At 67.3% G+C, this 16,651-nt stretch carries 15 protein-coding genes; all 15 read right to left on the bottom strand.

All coding sequences use genetic code 11. The features are described 5' to 3' along the window. Positions 1 to 2: 2 nt before the first annotated feature. On the bottom strand, positions 3 to 1,514 hold the full coding sequence (atpA, locus tag VGK20_02625) for a F0F1 ATP synthase subunit alpha (GenBank protein HEY2772929.1): 1,512 nt from the start codon (positions 1,512 to 1,514) through the stop codon (positions 3 to 5). A gap of 48 nt (positions 1,515 to 1,562) precedes the next feature. Further along, a complete protein-coding gene (gene atpH, locus VGK20_02620; protein HEY2772928.1) occupies positions 1,563 to 2,087 on the bottom strand; it encodes an ATP synthase F1 subunit delta in 525 nt (174 codons plus the stop codon). Next, a complete protein-coding gene (locus VGK20_02615; protein ID HEY2772927.1) occupies positions 2,084 to 2,680 on the bottom strand; it encodes an ATP synthase F0 subunit B in 597 nt (198 codons plus the stop codon). Before VGK20_02615 ends, atpH begins: the two co-directional genes overlap by 4 nt. Then, complete coding sequence (locus VGK20_02610) at positions 2,677 to 3,111, bottom strand: ATP synthase F0 subunit B (GenBank protein HEY2772926.1); 435 nt, start codon at positions 3,109 to 3,111, stop codon at positions 2,677 to 2,679. The genes VGK20_02615 and VGK20_02610 overlap by 4 nt, the downstream gene beginning before the upstream one ends. Before the next feature lie 174 nt (positions 3,112 to 3,285). Then, positions 3,286 to 4,179, bottom strand: a complete 894-nt coding sequence (locus VGK20_02605) for a ParB/RepB/Spo0J family partition protein (GenBank protein HEY2772925.1) — start codon at positions 4,177 to 4,179, stop codon at positions 3,286 to 3,288. After that, positions 4,172 to 5,008, bottom strand: coding sequence for a ParA family protein (locus tag VGK20_02600; protein ID HEY2772924.1), 837 nt, complete (start codon positions 5,006 to 5,008; stop codon positions 4,172 to 4,174). Before VGK20_02600 ends, VGK20_02605 begins: the two co-directional genes overlap by 8 nt. Before the next feature lie 213 nt (positions 5,009 to 5,221). Further along, entirely contained in the window at positions 5,222 to 5,854 is a 633-nt protein-coding gene (gene rsmG, locus VGK20_02595; GenBank protein HEY2772923.1) for a 16S rRNA (guanine(527)-N(7))-methyltransferase RsmG, read from the bottom strand. Beyond that, positions 5,851 to 7,716 (bottom strand): tRNA uridine-5-carboxymethylaminomethyl(34) synthesis enzyme MnmG, encoded by a 1,866-nt coding sequence (gene mnmG / locus VGK20_02590; protein HEY2772922.1) that lies wholly within the window; start codon positions 7,714 to 7,716, stop codon positions 5,851 to 5,853. The genes rsmG and mnmG overlap by 4 nt, the downstream gene beginning before the upstream one ends. 30 nt (positions 7,717 to 7,746) lie before the next feature. After that, positions 7,747 to 9,120 carry a tRNA uridine-5-carboxymethylaminomethyl(34) synthesis GTPase MnmE gene (mnmE, locus tag VGK20_02585; protein HEY2772921.1) on the bottom strand — a complete coding sequence of 458 codons (1,374 nt, stop codon included), beginning with the start codon at positions 9,118 to 9,120 and terminating at the stop codon, positions 7,747 to 7,749. 20 nt (positions 9,121 to 9,140) lie between these two features. Next, on the bottom strand, positions 9,141 to 10,568 hold the full coding sequence (jag, locus tag VGK20_02580) for an RNA-binding cell elongation regulator Jag/EloR (GenBank protein ID HEY2772920.1): 1,428 nt from the start codon (positions 10,566 to 10,568) through the stop codon (positions 9,141 to 9,143). Between the two features lie 16 nt (positions 10,569 to 10,584). Then, positions 10,585 to 12,201, bottom strand: a complete 1,617-nt coding sequence (gene yidC / locus VGK20_02575) for a membrane protein insertase YidC (GenBank protein HEY2772919.1) — start codon at positions 12,199 to 12,201, stop codon at positions 10,585 to 10,587. A gap of 60 nt (positions 12,202 to 12,261) precedes the next feature. Next, a complete protein-coding gene (gene yidD / locus VGK20_02570) occupies positions 12,262 to 12,495 on the bottom strand; it encodes a membrane protein insertion efficiency factor YidD (protein HEY2772918.1) in 234 nt (77 codons plus the stop codon). Between the two features lie 371 nt (positions 12,496 to 12,866). Beyond that, entirely contained in the window at positions 12,867 to 13,028 is a 162-nt protein-coding gene (gene rpmH / locus VGK20_02565; protein HEY2772917.1) for a 50S ribosomal protein L34, read from the bottom strand. A 146-nt stretch (positions 13,029 to 13,174) separates the two neighbouring features. Continuing rightward, entirely contained in the window at positions 13,175 to 14,176 is a 1,002-nt protein-coding gene (locus VGK20_02560; GenBank protein ID HEY2772916.1) for an NAD(P)H-dependent glycerol-3-phosphate dehydrogenase, read from the bottom strand. A gap of 5 nt (positions 14,177 to 14,181) precedes the next feature. After that, positions 14,182 to 16,641 carry a DNA gyrase subunit A gene (gene gyrA, locus VGK20_02555; GenBank protein HEY2772915.1) on the bottom strand — a complete coding sequence of 820 codons (2,460 nt, stop codon included), beginning with the start codon at positions 16,639 to 16,641 and terminating at the stop codon, positions 14,182 to 14,184. Between the last annotated feature and the right edge of the window lie 10 nt (positions 16,642 to 16,651).

Raw genomic sequence — 16,651 nt, 5'->3', positions numbered from 1 at the left:
GCCTAGGCCCCGGTGGTCGCCTTGAACTCGGCAAGCACCGCCGAGAGCTTCGACTTCACGTCCTCGGTCAGCTCCTTCTTCTCGCGGATGGTCCCGTAGAGATCGGGGTGCGCGCGCTCGACGAAGCTCGCGAGGTCGGCCTCGAAGCGGCCGAGGTCCTTGACGTCGACGTCGTCGAGCAATCCGGTCGTCGCGGCGAACAGGATCACGATCTGCTTTTCGACCGGCTGCGGAACGTACTGGCCCTGCTTGAGCACTTCGACGAGGCGCTGGCCGCGCGACAGCATGCGCTGGGTCGCAGCGTCCAGGTCGGACCCGAATTGCGCGAACGCCGCCATTTCGCGGTACTGCGCGAGGTCGAGGCGCAGCGTGCCGGCGACCTGCTTCATCGCCTTGACCTGCGCCGATCCGCCGACGCGCGAGACCGAAAGCCCGACGTTCACCGCCGGACGCACGCCCGAGTAGAACAGGTCCGTCTCGAGGTAGATCTGGCCGTCTGTGATAGAAATCACATTGGTCGGAATGTACGCCGAAACGTCTCCGGCCTGGGTCTCGATGATCGGCAACGCGGTGAGCGAGCCGCCGCCTTCGGCGTCGCTCATTTTCGCAGCGCGCTCGAGAAGCCGCGAATGCACGTAGAACACGTCGCCGGGATACGCTTCGCGGCCCGGCGGGCGGCGCAGCAGCAGCGAGAGCTGGCGATACGCGACCGCCTGCTTCGAGAGATCGTCGTAGATGATCAACGCGTGCTTTCCGCTGTCGCGGAAATACTCGCCCATCGACACGCCGGTGTAGGGCGCGATGAACTGCAGCGGCGCCGATTCCGACGAAGTGGCCGCGACGATGATCGTGTAGTCCATCGCGCCGTGCTTCTTCAGCCGGTCGACGACCTGGGCCACCGACGAGCGCTTCTGGCCGATCGCGACGTAGATGCAGACGACGTCGCCGCCCTTCTGGTTGATGATCGTGTCGATGGCGATCGCCGTCTTTCCGGTCTGGCGGTCGCCGATGATCAGCTCGCGCTGGCCGCGGCCGATCGGGATCATCGAGTCGATCGCCTTGATGCCTGTCTGCATCGGCTGCTTGACGGGCGCGCGGGAGACGATGCCGGGCGCCTTGAGTTCGATGCGGCGCCGCGTCGGCGTCTTGATGTCGCCCAGCCCGTCGATCGGCTGCCCGAGCGCGTTGACGACGCGGCCGAGCAGGGCCTCGCCGACCGGGACGTCCGCGATGCGGCCGGTGCGGCGCACTTCCATGCCCTCGCGCACGAGGTCCGGGTCCGCGAAGATCACCGCGCCGACGTTGTCTTCCTCGAGGTTCAGCACCATGCCCTCGATGCCGCCCTCGAACTCGAGCAGCTCGCCGGCGGCGGCACGCTCCAGCCCGTAGATGCGCGCGATACCGTCACCGGTGGCCAGGACGCGACCGGTCTCCCGGACCTCGACCTCGCGACCGAAGTCGCGGATCTGCTGCTTGATGAGGTCGCTGATCTCGGATGCCTTGATCTGCTGCACCGCTATCCTCCAGAACTCTCTTGTCTCGGCGGGCTGGCGCGAAGGCGCTCAGCCGGCCATCCGGCGTTCGAGCCTCGCGAGCTGCGTGCGAACGCTTCCATCGTAAATGCGGCCGTCGGCCTCGACCGTGGCGCCGCCGATCAGGCCCGGATCCACTTCGGCCGTATCGACGACCTTGTGGCCGGTCACGGCCTCGAGCTTGCCTCGCAGCGCGCTGCGTTCCGCATCGGACAGCGGCTGTGCGCTGCGAATGTGCGCCCGCACGCGGCCGGCGGCGGCGTCACCGATTTTTTCGTAGTTGTCGCGGATCGACGGGAGCTGGGCGAGGCGGTCGTTCTCGGCCAGGACGCCAAGGAACCGGCCCATCAGCGAGTCGGAGCCAAGACGCGACAGGAAAGACTGCGCGAGTTGCTGGCGCTGGATCGCCGAGAGGCTGCCGGAGGCCTGGGCGTTGTCCTCGAGGGCACTGGCAATCTCGGCCAGGCCGGCGCCGATCTCGTCGACGAGACCTGCCTCGACGGCCAGGTCGAACAGGGCACGCCCGTAGCGTCTGCCGATTGCTCCCGGTGTCACGGCTTGGCAATCCCCTCGACGAACTCGCGAAGCAGCCGCGCGCGGTCCGCATCCGTCAGTTTCGCGCGCGCTTCGCGCTCGGCGATGTCGGTGGCCAGCCGGGCTGCCTCGGCGCGCAGCTCGCGGCGGGCGCGGGCAAGGTCATGTTCGGCCTGGCGTGACGCCTCGGACTTGAGCCTCTCGCCGGCAGCTGCCGCATCGGCCAGCGCTTTCTGGCGATCGGCCTCGGCGCCGCGGCGAAGCTCGTCGAGCATGCGGCGGCGGGTCTCTTCGAGGGCCGCTTCCTTCTGCGTGAACTCGGCGCGGATCGCCTCCGCCTCGAGACGGGCCTTTTCGGCGGCGGCCATGGCCTCGGCGACCTCGACATGGCGACGCGCCAGGAAATCCTTGACGGCTGGCCACGCGTACTTGCGAAGCAGGAACACGAAGATCGAGAAGTTGACGACGGAGAACAGCAGCGAGAGCCACGCGCCCTCGGCGCCTTCGCTGCCGTCGCCGCCTTCTGCCGCCAGCGCAGCCGTCGCAACCGCGACGAGCGCGACGAGCGCGACAGCGAGCACAGACGCGAATGCGTGCGAGCGGCGTACGCTCATTGCAGCGATCCTCCGAGCACCGCGGCAACCATGGCATCGGCAAGGCTCTTCGCGTCGCCGGCGAGCTGGGTACGCGCTTCGCGCGTGGCCGTCGCAACCTCGCCCCTGAGCTCGGCGAGGCGGGCACCCGCTTCGTTCTGTGCGTCCGTCAGAAGGCGCGCGGCTTCCTGGCGCGCCTGGCCCCGCACGGTATCGATCTCGGCGCCGGCAGCGGCGCGTGCTTTGGCCAGCTCGGCATCGACGCGCGTCGACAGCGCCTGCACTTCGGCACGCGACCTCTCCGCCTTGGCGATGTCGCCGGTCGTTTTCTGCGCGCGTTCGTCGAGCAGCGCCATGAACGGCTCGAACAGCAGCTTGCGCAGCAGCGCGAGCAGCACGAAAAACGTCGCGAGCTGAATGAGGAAGGTATAGTCCGGCGGTAGCGTCAGCATCTCGGGATGCGCTCGTGTGCCTGGTCCTGCGAGTCGGGTTCGCCGGCTACGCAGTGCGAGCCGTCGTCGCGCCTGCGCGCGACATCTTCGATCGTGCAGAAATCTGCAGGAAAGAGCGCGCAGCGTGGCGGCGAGCGGCTCTCGCTACCATCGCATCAGCGGGTTGTCAAAAAGTTAGACGGCGGCCCGCGATGAAAGAAGATCGATAAGACGTGTTAATTCTTCCTGCGAGTAATACTCGATCTCGATGCGCCCTTTCTTGTTGCCGCCGCGCACCCGGACTTTGGTTCCGAGCTTGCGGCTGAGGTCGGCTTCGAGAGGGCCCGGCGCGCGCGACGGGCGCTCCGGATTTCGCGACGTGGCACCGGCCGTCCGTTCGCGAACCAGCTCCTCGGTCTCCCGCACCGAGAGTTGCCGGCGGACTACCACTTTCATGGTGTCGATCTGGCTGGCGGCGGTCGGCAGAGCCAGCAGGGCGCGGGCGTGCCCTTCGGTCAGCAGACCCTGCTCGATCCCTTCGAGGACCGGCTGGGGCAGAGCGAGCAGCCTCAGCGTGTTGGCGATCGCGACGCGCGACTTGCCGACCCGCCGCGCGATCTCCTCCTGTGCCAGGCCGTGGGCGGACTGCAGCTTTTCGTAGGCGCGCGCCCGTTCGAGCGGTCCGAGGTCCTCGCGTTGCAGATTCTCGACGAGCGCGAGCTCGAGCATTTCACCGTCCCGCGTGACCTCGCGAAAAACGACGGGAACCTTGTCGAGGCCCGCGCGTCCTGCCGCGCGCAGTCGTCGCTCGCCGGCGACGAGCTCGTAGCTGCCGTTCAATGGCACGACGACAAGGGGCTGCAGGATACCGTTCTCCCGGATGGACGCGGCGAGCTCGTCGAGTTGCTCCTCGTCGAACCGGCGGCGCGGCTGGCCGCGACCGGCGACAACCCTTTCGATAGGGACGAGAAGCGGTTTCCCCCTTTGTTCGCCCTCGATGACCGCCGGTTGCAGCTCGTTCATCACGCGCGGTCGCGGTTGTGTGGCCGCGACCGGCTCTCCGAGAATGGCGTCCAGGCCCCTACCCAACGGCTGTCTCATCCAGCTTCTCCGTATTGACCGTATTGTTTTCGGACTCTGAGGCCGACGCGGCCGACGCGGCTGTCATTTCCTCGATTTCGCGGGCCGCGTTGCGATAGGCAACGGCTCCGCTGGAACTTGGGTCGTAGGTGACCACGGGCAGGCCGTACGAAGGGCTTTCGCCGATTCGCACGTTGCGAGGGACCATCGAGCGCAGGACCTTCTCGCCGAAGTGCTGGCGCACCTCGCGAACCACCTGGCGGCTCAGCGACGTGCGGGCGTCGTACATCGTCAGCAGGATCCCGAGGATCCGCAGGTTCGGGTGGAACGCGGCGCGAACCCGTTCGAGGGTATCGATCAGGGCGCCAAGGCCCTCGAGGGCGTAGAACTCGCACTGCAGCGGCACGACGACGGCGTCGGCAGCGCAGAGGGCGTTGAGAGTCAGCATGCCGAGCGACGGAGGACAGTCGATGAGAATGTAGTCGTAGCAGTCGCGCACCGGCGCCAGGCGCTCGGAAAGCCGCGACTGGCGATCCGGGTAGGAAACGAGTTCGACTTCCGCGCCCGCCAGATCACGGGTTCCGCCAATGAGATCGAGCTTCTCGATCGATGTGGCCCGAGCCGCGACCTTGGCCTCGAGCTCGCCGATCAGAACCTCATAGCTGGACGAGCCGCGCACCACCTCCTCCCCGAGGCCGCTGGTCGCGCTGCCTTGGGAATCGAGATCGATCAGCAGCACCCGAAAGCCGTCGAGGGCCAAGGCGGCGCCAAGGTTGACGGCAGTGGCCGTTTTCCCAACGCCTCCCTTCTGGTTCGCGATGGCCAGCGTGAGTCCCAAGGTGCCGAGCGCCTCCCCCCGAAGGCTACCACGTTGGGTCGCGCGGTGCGAAGTTCCCGTGCACACGTGGCTTTTGCCGGATCATGATCGCCGGTGTTTCACGTGAAACAGGAGCGCCGGGACGAGGCTTGGGTTCCGTCGACCGATCGATGGAGCTCGAGACCGGGGAGGGTGCGTTCCTGAGGCCGAGTGTTTCACGTGAAACACTCGGCCTCAGCCGGGCCTGAATGTCACGATGCTGCGACCCTCACCTCCGCCCGGCAGCACGAAGCTGCGCATGGAATGAGGCCGCAGCCCTGCAGAGCTACCAAGGGAGGCGACGACGTCGTCGCTGATCTCAGTCGTCATCAGCACGACAAGTCCGTCGGGATCCACCAGGTGCCGGGCTGCTTCGAGATACTCGGGCGGATGGCGGAACGCTCGCGAGATGACCGTGGAATACCGCTCGCGAACGGTTCCCGCATCCGCCTGCAGCACCCGCACGTTGGCCACGGTCAATGTGCGTGCGGCCTCGGCCAGGAAGCTGCTCCGGCGGCGGTTGGACTCGCAAAGGACGAAGTCGATGTCGGGACGGACCACCGCCAGCACCAGGCCCGGAAGGCCGGCCCCGCTGCCGAGGTCGATGCAGCGGGAGCCTTCGAGGTCGGGAAGCGCGACCAGACTGTCCAGCAGGTGCAGGCGCACGGCATGCTGCCGCAGAATCGTCGTCAGGCCGGCGCTCGCATTCCAGACGTACAGGAGGTCGAGGTAGCGCAGCAGCGATTCGAAACAGGACTCGGGGACGTCCAGACCGAGCGCCTTGCAGCCTTCGTCCAGGCGATGCCGCTCGGAGGCCTGCGTCGTCACGCGCCGCTTCGCTTTCTCAGGTGCAGCGCGAGCGCGGTCATGGCCGCCGGCGTGATTCCGCTGATGCGCGACGCCTGCCCGAGCGTGCTCGGTTCGATCCGCCTCAGCTTTTCGGTGGCCTCCGCCGACAAACCCTCGACGCGAGTGTAATCGACGCTGGCAGGAATGGCCGCGGTCTCGAGACCCGCAAGTCTCTCAACCTCGTCGCTCTGGCGCTGGAGGTAGCCGTCATAGGCCGCCTCGATTTCGATCTGCCTCTCGACCTCCGGCTCGCGGCGCGCAATACCGGTCACGGCCGCGATCACCGCGAACGACAGCTCGGGGCGGCGCAGCAGGTCCCAGGCGCTCGTCGGACCGGCGAGAGGATTGATGCCCGAGTCCGCAAGGCGGCGCTGCACCGAGGACTCGGGATTGAGCCTGCAACTCTTCAGCTCCTCGATCCCGCCGAGGATTTCGCGCGACTTGCGCGCCACCGCTTCGCGACGGGCAGGGTCGAGCAGACCGATCCGCGACGCCGCCGCGGCCAGGCGGCGGTCGGCGTTGTCTTCGCGAAGGAGCAGGCGGAACTCGGCCCTCGAAGTGAACATGCGGTAGGGCTCGCCGTCAACGCCGCGAGTGACCAGATCATCGACGAGCACGCCGAGGTAGGCCTCCGAGCGGGAGAACACCACCGGCTCTTCACCGCGAGCCGAGCGCGCCGCATTGATCCCGGCCACCAGTCCCTGGGCTGCCGCCTCCTCGTAGCCTGTGGTCCCGTTGATCTGGCCTGCGAGGAAAAGACCGGGAAGCGTCTTCACCTCCAGCGACGGGCGAAGCTGGGTGGGAATCACATAGTCGTACTCGATCGCATAGCCGGGCCGCAGGATCACCGCGTTCTCCAAGCCGGCGATCGATGCAACGAAGCGGCGCTGAACCGCCAGCGGAAGGGACGTCGACAAGCCGTTCGGATAGACCTCGACCGTGTCGAGCCCCTCCGGCTCCAGGAAGATCCGGTGCCGGTCCCGCTCCGGGAACTTCATGACCTTGTCTTCGATCGACGGGCAGTAGCGCGGCCCGCGGGAATTGATCGTACGATTGTAAATTGGCGATAGTTCTATGGATTCCGCGATGATGGCATGTGTATTTACATTTGTGTATGTAAGATGGCAGGCCACCTGCCGCAGCGGCGGGCGAGGTCCGTCGAAGGAAAATCCTTCGGGCTCCGGATCCCCGGGCTGCACCTCGAGAGCCGAGTAGTCGATCGTGCGTCCGTCCAGGCGCGGACAGGTTCCGGTCTTGAGGCGCCCGGTCGTAAGGCCGGCGCGCTCGAGCGCGGCAGTCAGGCCTACCGCGGCTCGGTCGCCCGCGCGGCCTCCGCTCTGCTGGCGGGCGCCGACGTGGATCAGGCCGTTCAGGAACGTTCCCGTCGTCAGCACGACCGCATGGGCGCGGATATCGTCGCCCTGCTCGGTGACGACGCCAACCACCCGCCCGGACTGCAGAAGCAGATCCACGGCCTGCGCCTGCGCCGCCGTCAGGTTCTCGGCCGACTCGACGACGCGCTTCATGCGCTGGCGGTAGAGCGCCTTGTCGGCCTGGGCCCTGGAGGCCTGGACCGCCGGTCCCTTGCGGGTGTTGAGCCTGCGGAACTGGATGCCGCACTCGTCGATGGCGCGACCCATCTCTCCACCGAGGGCATCGACCTCGCGGACGAGATGGCCTTTGCCGATGCCTCCGATGGCCGGGTTGCACGACATCTGGCCGATGCCGTCGAGATTCATCGTAAGGAGCAGGGTCCTCAGGCCGAGGCGCGCACTGGCGAGCGAAGCTTCGATTCCGGCGTGGCCGGCTCCGACGATGATGATTTCGTATGCGGCAGTCATCGATGCATCCGGGCGGCGGACCGGCTCCGCTCATTTTCCTATACAGAACTCGGAAAAAATCAGGTCGAGAACCTCTTCGTTGCCGACCGGGGAGCTGATCTGCGCCAGCTCGGTCAGCGCCGACCGAAGCTCGACGGCCACCAACTCCACTGCCCGCTCGTCCGTCGCGAGCACGGCAGCCCGCCGAAGCGGCGCAGCGCAGCGCTCGAGCGCCGCGCGGTGCCGAACCCGGCTGATCGCCACCGGCTCCGACTCCAGCTTCGTGCGTGCGCACGCGGCGAGCGTTGCGGCCAGGGCGGCGCAGCCCTCCCCGGTGATCGCGCTCGTCATGACCACCGGCGAAGAAGCTGCCAGGCGACCTCGCAGCGCCGGCGCAAAGTGCTCGCCGGCATCGATCTTGTTCAAGACGACGATCGTCTCTCCGCTGGCGATCACCGCGGACCACAGGGCTTCGTCCGCACCGGTCGCGGGCACCGCCGCGTCGACGACGAGCACGCGAAGATCGGCTTCTTCGATACAGCGGCGTGCCCTGGCGACGGCCTCCTGTTCGGCTTTACCGCCTTCCTCACGAAGCCCGGCAGTGTCGGTCAGCACGAATCCGATGCCGGCGAGATCGACGCTTTCCTCGACGCTGTCGCGAGTGGTTCCCGCCTCCTCGGAGACGATCATGCGCTCGCTGCCGAGCAGGCGATTGACGAGGCTGGATTTGCCTGCGTTCGGGCGGCCGGCGACGACGATGCGCAGGCCCTCGCGCTGGCGGCGACCTGCAGCGAAACCGTCAAGCAACTCATCGATCGACGCGAGCACCGCCGCGATGCTCTCCCGTCGGCGATCGAGATCCCAGTGCGGCAGCTCGTCGTCGGTGAAATCGACGTCCGCTTCGATTTCCGCGAGCAAACCGGCCAGCTCGGCACGCATTGCGCCCGTCTCGCGTGACAGCGCTCCCTGGAGCTGCTGCCACGCGGCGCGTGCGCCGGCGGCCATCTTCGCGTCGATCAGGTCGGCGATCGCTTCGGCCTGGAGCAGGTCGAGGCGACCGTTGAGCACGGCGCGGCGGCTGAACTCGCCGCGCTCGGCTGCGCGGCCTCCGCTCGCGATGACGCTCGCGACGAGGCGCTCGACGATGATCGGCGAGCCGTGCGTGTGCAGCTCGACCACATCCTCGCCAGTGAAAGAGCGGCCAGCCGGAAAATAGACGGCGAGCCCTTCGTCGATCGCTGCGCCTTCGGAGTCGAGGACCCGCCCGAGACGGAAATGCCACGGCTCGAATGATCCGTCGCCGCTGTCGGCTACGAACACGCGCGACGCGATCGCGAGGGCATCGGGCCCGCTCCAGCGGACGATGGAAATCGCACCGCGCCCGGCCGGCGTCGCGCAGGCCACGATGGTATCGGCGCGGTACATCGGTCCCGCGGCGCCGCCGCTCAGCTGTCGGCTTCGGCGCCGCTCAAGTCGTCGCTACCGCCGTCGGCGTCCACGTCGTCGCCTGGGTGGACCGCAGCCACTGCCGCGGCACCGCTGCCAGCCGGCGCGACGATGACGCGGCGGTAGAAACCCGCCCCGAGGGCGCGAATCTCCACGGCCTCGTCATTTGCGAAAACTTCGGCGAAAAACTTGCGGTCCCGGGGGCTCATCGGGCTGACCTGCACCGTGCGATGCTCGCCGACGGCTCGCGCCCGCAGGCGCCCGGCAAGCTCTTCGAGGCTCGCACGGCGGCGGCCGCGATAGTCGCCTATATCGAGAAGGATGCGGCCTTCGACGTACGCGTCGCCGCGCAGCACCATGCGGTTGACGATGTGCTCGAGGGAGTCGAGGGTCTGGCCGCGGCGCCCGATGAGCAGCCCTTCGCTCTCGGAGCGCACGGAAACGATGGCCTCCGCCGCCTCCACGTCGACGCTGGAGGTGACTTCGGCGGCGAATCCCATCTTCGAGAGCAGCTCGCGCACAGCCTGCTCGGCGCGAGCGCGGATTGCCTCGAGGGCCTCGGCGTCCGGCGGCGCTTCTTCGACGGCGTGGGCGCGGCGGTTTTCGGCATACGCCTGCTCCGGATGCGCGGTGGTCTCTTCGCTCGCTTCGGTCGGTCGCTCTTCGTTCCGTCTTGGCGCGCTTGTCGCATCGCCTTCGCCGCGGCCGCGGCCCTGACGATCGCGGCCTCGATCACGCCTGTCGTTTTCGCGACGCTCGCCTTCGCGCCCCGGCTGCTTCTGGCCGCGCTGATCGCGCGGCTGGTCCTGACGCGCGTCGCGCTGCTCCGTGCCGCCCGGGCTGCGAGCCGGCTGCTGCCCGCGGTTGTCCCTGTTTTCCCTGTTCTCCGGGCCGCGCTCGCCGCGTCTTTCCTGGCGCCCTCCGCGCGATCCACGCCGGTCGTCGCGACCCCGGCCCGACTCGCCGCGTCCGCGCGACTGGTCGCCTTCGCTGCGACGGCCTTCGGCATCCGTACGAGGGCCGGCCGCATCCGCGCGCTGACCTGCCGTATCTGCGTGAGGGCCCCCCGCATCCGCGCGAGGCGCTTGCCCCCTGCTCTGCTCGCGCGCCGGCCGCGGAGCTTCCGGGCCACCTTCGGGCCTGTCGTCTCCGCGCCCGCGATTGCGACCGCCGCGGCGCCTTCGTCGCCGCGGCTTTTCGTCGAGCGACTCTCCGCCCGACATGTCGAACTCTTCGCCGTCCAGCATGACGCTGGCGCGGATCGTCGCGCGAACCTTGGCGCGGCGTGCGCCGATGCCGAGAAGGCCTCGCCGCGGATGATGCAGGATGTCGATCTCGACCTTGTCGCGGCTGACGCCGAGCTGGTTCAGCGCGATCTGGATCGCTTCGTCGACGGTGTGTCCCTGGGCTTCAATGCTGGTGGCCATGGTCCGTTTCCTACCGCTACCTGCTCTGGCGATTCGACAGCCATTGCTGCGCGATCGACAGGAGGTTGTTCGACAGCCAGTACAGCACCAGGCCTGCCGGAAAGTTCACGAACATCACCGTGAACACGACGGGCATGACCATCATCATTCGCTGTTGCGCGGGGTCAGCCGTGCTGGGTGTCATTTTTTGCTGGAGAATCATGCTGGCGCCCATGAGGAGCGTCATCACGGGAATCCCGGCCGGCTCGACGAAGGGCACCGAGATCGTGCCGAGCCGGTCCGGCTGCGAAAGATCGTGCATCCAGCCGATGAACGGCGCGTGGCGCAGGTCGATCGACTGAAGGAGCACATTGTAGAGACCGATGAAGACGGGAAGCTGCACGAGCATCGGCAGGCAGCCGGCCAGCGGGTTCACCTTGTGCCGCCGGTACAGCTCCATCATCTCTTCGTTCATCTTCCCGCGGTCGTCCTGGTAGCGCTCCTGGATCTTCTTGACCTCGGGCTGGATGCGCTGCATCCCCTTCATCGCCTCGATCTGCTTCTTGTTGATCGGGTAGAACATCATCCGCACCGCGACAGTCAGAAGGATGATGGCCCAGCCGTAGTTGCCGACGATCGCATGGATCGCGCGAAGCGCGACCAGCAGCGGCTTGGCGATGAACCAGAACCAGCCGAGGTCGATCGCCTGCACCAGGTCGTTGCCCGCCTGCTCGAGGTCGCCCGGGCTCTTGGGACCGAGATAGATCCCGTAGTGCACGCTGGTGGTCGGAGCGTCGGTCCACAGCGCTGCGTGACCCGAGCCGTCGGAGGCCGACGCGACCAGCTTCAGCGGCTGGGGACCATCGGGGATGTACGCCGCCAGGAAGTAGTGCTCGGCATAGCCGGCCCACGACGCCTTGCCTTCGACGGCCTGCGTGTCCTTGAGCACCGAGGCATCGAAGCTGTGCAGCTTGCCGTCGAAGTAGCCGACTGCACCCTCGACGTCGGCGCGCGCCTTGTGCGGGTGGAGCTGGCGGGACCAGCCCACACCGAGCGCAGTCGCGGGTAGTCCCTCGGCCGTCACCTTGAAGTCCATCACGTAGGACGTCGGCGAGATCAGCACCGTCTTGGTGATCGTCGCTCCCGTTGGCGTCTGGCCGCGCATCGTCACGGTGACGGGAAGACCTGGGCGGACCTGCGGCGCAGTCGCGGTGATGTCGTAAAGGATCGCGCGATCGTCGACGACGTTTCCGTTTTCGGCGCGCCACAGCACGCCGAGCGGAGCGATGCCGATCTGGCGGATCAGGTCGTACGGCCCGTCACCGGGCGCCGGATCGTTCTTGTACTTCGCCAGGTCGAAGCCGACCAGGCGTCCCCCGCGAGACTGGAAGCGCGCGTGGAACAGGTCGCTCGTGACGTCGACGACGGGGCCGGGATCGCCGGGAGCCGCCGCGGCGGCTGCCGCCACGTCTGCCGACGCGGCGGGTACGCCGCCGGGCGCGGCAGGCGCCGCGGCACCAGATGCCGGTGCAGCGGCCGTAGCCGGCGCAGCAGCAGGCGCGCTCGCCGGCTGGGGCTTGGGAGGGAACAGCACCTGGAACCCGACAAGGATGCCGAGTGACAGGGCAAGGGCCAGAGCCAGTCTACTTTCCACGCTGCCGCCTCCAGCGGCTGCAGCAGGTTCCTGGTCTCGTCAGTGCTCCCCGGGCAATGCCTAGGGAACCGGATCGAAGCCGCCATCACAGAGGGGATGGCAACGGGCCAAACGGCCAAGAGCGCGCGCGCTGCCGCGAATCGGTCCATGACGGACGATCGATTCGGCGGCGTAGCTCGAGCAGGTCGGATGGAAGCGGCAGCGAGGACCCAGCAACGGGGAGATCCACCGTTGATAGAGGGCGATCACGCCCAGCAGGAAAGCCGCGAGCAGCCTGGTCAACTCTGCGATGATCGCGCCGGGGGGTTCACTGTTCGACCCGGCCCGGGGCGTTCCCGAAGAGAATGCTGCCCAACTCCGATTCCGCATGCCCGAAGCTCAATTTGCCCGCACCGGCTCTCACGATCACAACGATGTCGGAGCCTGGCTGCAACTTTGCACGATGCAGTCGAAAAAATTCTCTCACGAGCCGCTTCGCCCGATTCCGCTCGACAGAGCCTCCGACCTTGCGACTCGCCGTGATTCCGAGGCGCGTCTCTATGGTCGGTCCGGGGCCCTGGAGCACCAGGAAATGCCGGCTCGCTTTGCCACGCCGGCCCCGCTGGATTCGAAGGAAATCCCTGCGCGACCGGACGCGACGCGCCCGTGTCAGCCGAAGGTCCGTGCTACCGGCGTCCCGGTTTCGGCGGCGTTACGACGGTCAGTCGCTTGCGCCCCTTGGCGCGACGCCTCTTGAGCACCAGCCGCCCACCCGGTGTGGCCATGCGCGCTCGAAAGCCATGACGGCGACGACGCCGCAGATTGCTGGGCTGGTACGTTCTTTTCACGGTAACCGATCCTCGGCGCTACACCCTTTGCGGGCGCGCGGTCCTTTGAACCGCAAGCGGGAGCTTTTGTCAGCGCACGGGAAAATTGTCAACGCACAGGCGGGGTTGCTTCCGAACGGGCGCCCGCGCTGCAGCGGCCCGCAACTTCAGGGGAATTCGGGCTTGAGGCTGCGGCCGAAGAGCTCCTCGAGGGCCTGCCCCGGCGACATCCCTTCGTAGAGGACCTTGTAAGCGCACTCGACGATCGGCATCTCGACGTTCTGGCGTCTTGCCAGGTCGCGCACCGACTTCGTGTTGCGCACCCCCTCGGCAACCATGCGCATGCCGCCGAGAATCGACTCGATCGTCTCTCCGCGGCCGAGGCGCAGCCCCACCTGTCGATTGCGCGAGAGGTCACCGGTGCACGTGAGCACGAGGTCGCCGATGCCGGCCAGGCCCGACAGGGTTTCCGGCCGGCCGCCCATCGAGATCGCAAGTCGCATGATCTCGGCGAGGCCGCGCGTGATCGTCGCGGCGCGCGCGTTGAGACCGTAGCCGAGGCCGTCGGAGACGCCGGTCGCGATGGCCATGACGTTCTTGACGACGCCGCCGAGCTCGACGCCGACCATGTCGGTGCTGCGGTAGACGCGAAGCATCGGCGCGTGGAAGAAGTGCTGGACTCGTTCGGCCGTCTCTTCGGTTGTCGCGGCGGCGACGACGACGGCGGGCTGGCCGCCGGCAACTTCGACCGCGAAGCTCGGGCCCGAAAGGGCACCTACGCGTTTTTCGGAGCCGATCGCGTCGGCGATCACGCCGTGCATCGTCAGCAGCGAGTCGTCCTCGATGCCCTTGCTCGCCGAGACGACGAGCGCATCGGGGCGTATCACCCGCGCGGCCTTCTCCATGGTGCCGCGCATCGCGTGAGACGGCACGACGGCCACGACGAGCTCGGCCCCGTCCAGTGCCTCGGAAAGATCGGTCGTTGCCCGCAACGATGGCGGAAGCGCGACGCCCGGCAGGTACACGCGGTTTTCGTGGTGCTCGTTGATGCCGTGGCAGACTTCGGCGCCGCGCGACCACAGCCGCGCGCTGTAGCCCTTGCCTGCGAGCAGGCTCGCGAGCGCAGTGCCCCAGCTTCCGGCACCGATGACGGCGACGTTCGTCGTCATCGGCGCTATTCCTCGTCTCCCGCGACTTCCTTCTCGACGACCGGAGCCACGGAGACGACGTGCTCGCCCGTCTCCTGCGCCAGGCGAACCAGCGTGACGCCCTGGGTGTTGCGGCTCATCACCCGCACGTTCTCCATCGCGATGCGGATCATCTTGCCTTCGTTCGTGACCAGCATCACTTCGTCTTCGTTGCTGACGATCTGCAGCACGCCGACGACGAGGCCGGTCTTTGCGGTGACGTTCATCGTCCGCACTCCCGCGCTGCCGCGGCGCGTGAGGCGGTAGTCGTCGATCGGGCTGCGCTTGCCGAGCCCGTTGGCCGATACCGTCAGGAGCGTCGCACCGGGCCGTACGATTTCCATCGCAACGACGCGGTCGTCGCTATCGACGTTGCAGCCGCGCACGCCGCCGGCGCTGCGGCCCATCGCGCGCACCTCGCCTTCGTTGAAGCGCACGAGCTGGCCGCTGCGGGTGGCGAGCGCGACCTGGTCGTGACCGGCCGTCAGGCGCACCGCGATCAACTCGTCGTCGTCGGCCAGATTGATCGCAATGATGCCGCTCGAGCGTGGCCTGGAGTATTCGAGCAGCGGCGTCTTCTTGACGATGCCGCGCGCGGTCGCGAACAGCACGAACGCGTCCTCGCGAAACTCGCGCACCGAGAGGAACGCCGACAGCTTCTCACCCTGGGACAGCTGCAGCAGGTTGACGATCGCCTTGCCGCGCGCGGCCCGGCCCGCCTGCGGCACCTCGTGCACCTTCTTCCAGTACACGCGCCCGCGATTGGTAAAGAACAGGATGTAATCGTGCGTGGAGGCGGTGAACATCTGCGCGATGAAGTCCTCGTCCTTCGTCGTCGCGCCGATCTTGCCGCGGCCGCCGCGGCGCTGCTGCCGGTACAGCGTCACGGCATTGCGCTTGATGTAGCCCTCGTGCGAGACGGTCACGACCATCTCTTCCTCGACGATCATGTCCTCGATCGTGATTTCACCGGAGGCGTCCACGATCTGCGTGCGGCGCTCGTCGCCGTACTGTTTCTTCAGCTCGCGCAGCTCCTCAGCGATGATCTTGCGGATCTCGCCCTCGTCCGAGAGGATCGCGCGCAGGCGCTCGATCGTCTTGACGGTCTCCGCGTGCTCCTCCAGGATCTTGTCACGTTCGAGGCCGGTCAGGCGCTGCAGGCGCATGTCGAGGATTGCCTGGGACTGGATCTCGCTCAGGCCGAACCTCGCCATCAGCTGTTCCTTGGCGGCGGGCGCGTCCTTGGCGGCGCGGATCAGCTTGATCACGGCGTCCAGATTATCGAGCGCGATCTTGAGGCCATCGAGCAGGTGCAGCCGGGCCTCAGCCTTGCGCAGGTCGAACGCGGTCGCGCGCGTGACCATGTCCATGCGGTGCGCGACGAACTCCTCGAGCAGCTCCTTGAGGGTCGCCAGGCGCGGCCGGCCGCCAATCAGCGCGAGCAGGATGATCCCGAAGGAATCCTGCATCGGGGTGTACTTGTACAGGTTGTTGAGCACGACCAGCGGGATCGCGTCGCGCTTCAGCTCGATGACGATGCGCATTCCGTCGCGGTCCGATTCGTCGCGCAGGTCGGAGATCCCGTCGAGCTTCTTGTCGTTGACGAGCTCGGCGATCTTCTCGATCAGGCGCTTCTTGCTGAGCTGGTACGGGATTTCGGTGACGACGATTTTCGTCTTGCCGGTGCGCTCTTCCGTTTCGGTGATCGCCTGCGCACGTACGGTCAGCACGCCGCGGCCGGTCTTGTATGCATCGATGACGGGCTGGCGACCGTAGATGATTCCTCCGGTCGGGAAGTCCGGGCCGGTGACGATGCGCATCAGCTTTTCAATCTTGAGCTCGGGATCGGCCAGCAGCGCGAGCAGCGCGTCGCAGATCTCGTTCAGGTTGTGCGGCGGGATGTTCGTCGCCATTCCGACGGCGATGCCGGTCGAGCCGTTGATCAGCAGGTTGGGGGTGCGGCCGGGCATCACCGCCGGCTCGATGGTGGACTCGTCGTAGTTCGGAATGAACGGGACGGTTTCCTTGTCGATGTCCGCGAGCAGCTCGCTCGCGATGCGTGCGAGCCGGACCTCGGTGTAACGCATCGCTGCCGCCGAGTCGCCGTCGATGGAGCCGAAGTTGCCCTGGCCGTCGACCAGCGGATAGCGCATCGACCATTCCTGGGCCATGCGAACGATCGTGTCGTAGACGGCCGAGTCGCCGTGCGGGTGGTATTTGCCGATGACGTCGCCGACGACGCGCGCCGATTTCTTCGGCGCCTTGTTCCACTGATTGCCGAGCTCCTGCATGGCGAAGAGCACGCGGCGGTGGACGGGCTTCAGCCCGTCGCGCGCATCGGGCAGCGCGCGCCCGACGATGACGCTCATTGCGTAGTCCAGGTAGGACGTACGCATCTCGTTCTCGATATCGACGGGAACCGGCGGGTTCTTTCCGACTGGTGGCATCTCGGCGTTC

The organism is Candidatus Binatia bacterium (assembly GCA_036493895.1).
Classification (GTDB): domain Bacteria; phylum Desulfobacterota; class Binatia; order UBA1149; family CAITLU01; genus DATNBU01.
Note: the sequence above shows the minus strand (reverse complement) of the source record. Positions and strands in the feature narration are given on the sequence as shown.

Bases quoted from the DNA above. Each gene is read 5' to 3' on its own strand.
- VGK20_02615 (HEY2772927.1), bottom strand. From the start codon at position 2,680: ATGAGCGTACGCCGCTCGCACGCATTCGCGTCTGTGCTCGCTGTCGCG.
- VGK20_02610 (HEY2772926.1), bottom strand. From the start codon at position 3,111: ATGCTGACGCTACCGCCGGACTATACCTTCCTCATTCAGCTCGCGACG.
- mnmG (HEY2772922.1), bottom strand. From the start codon at position 7,716: ATGACTGCCGCATACGAAATCATCATCGTCGGAGCCGGCCACGCCGGA.
- mnmE (HEY2772921.1), bottom strand. From the start codon at position 9,120: ATGTACCGCGCCGATACCATCGTGGCCTGCGCGACGCCGGCCGGGCGC.
- jag (HEY2772920.1), bottom strand. From the start codon at position 10,568: ATGGCCACCAGCATTGAAGCCCAGGGACACACCGTCGACGAAGCGATC.
- VGK20_02560 (HEY2772916.1), bottom strand. From the start codon at position 14,176: ATGACGACGAACGTCGCCGTCATCGGTGCCGGAAGCTGGGGCACTGCG.
- gyrA (HEY2772915.1), bottom strand. From the start codon at position 16,641: ATGCCACCAGTCGGAAAGAACCCGCCGGTTCCCGTCGATATCGAGAAC.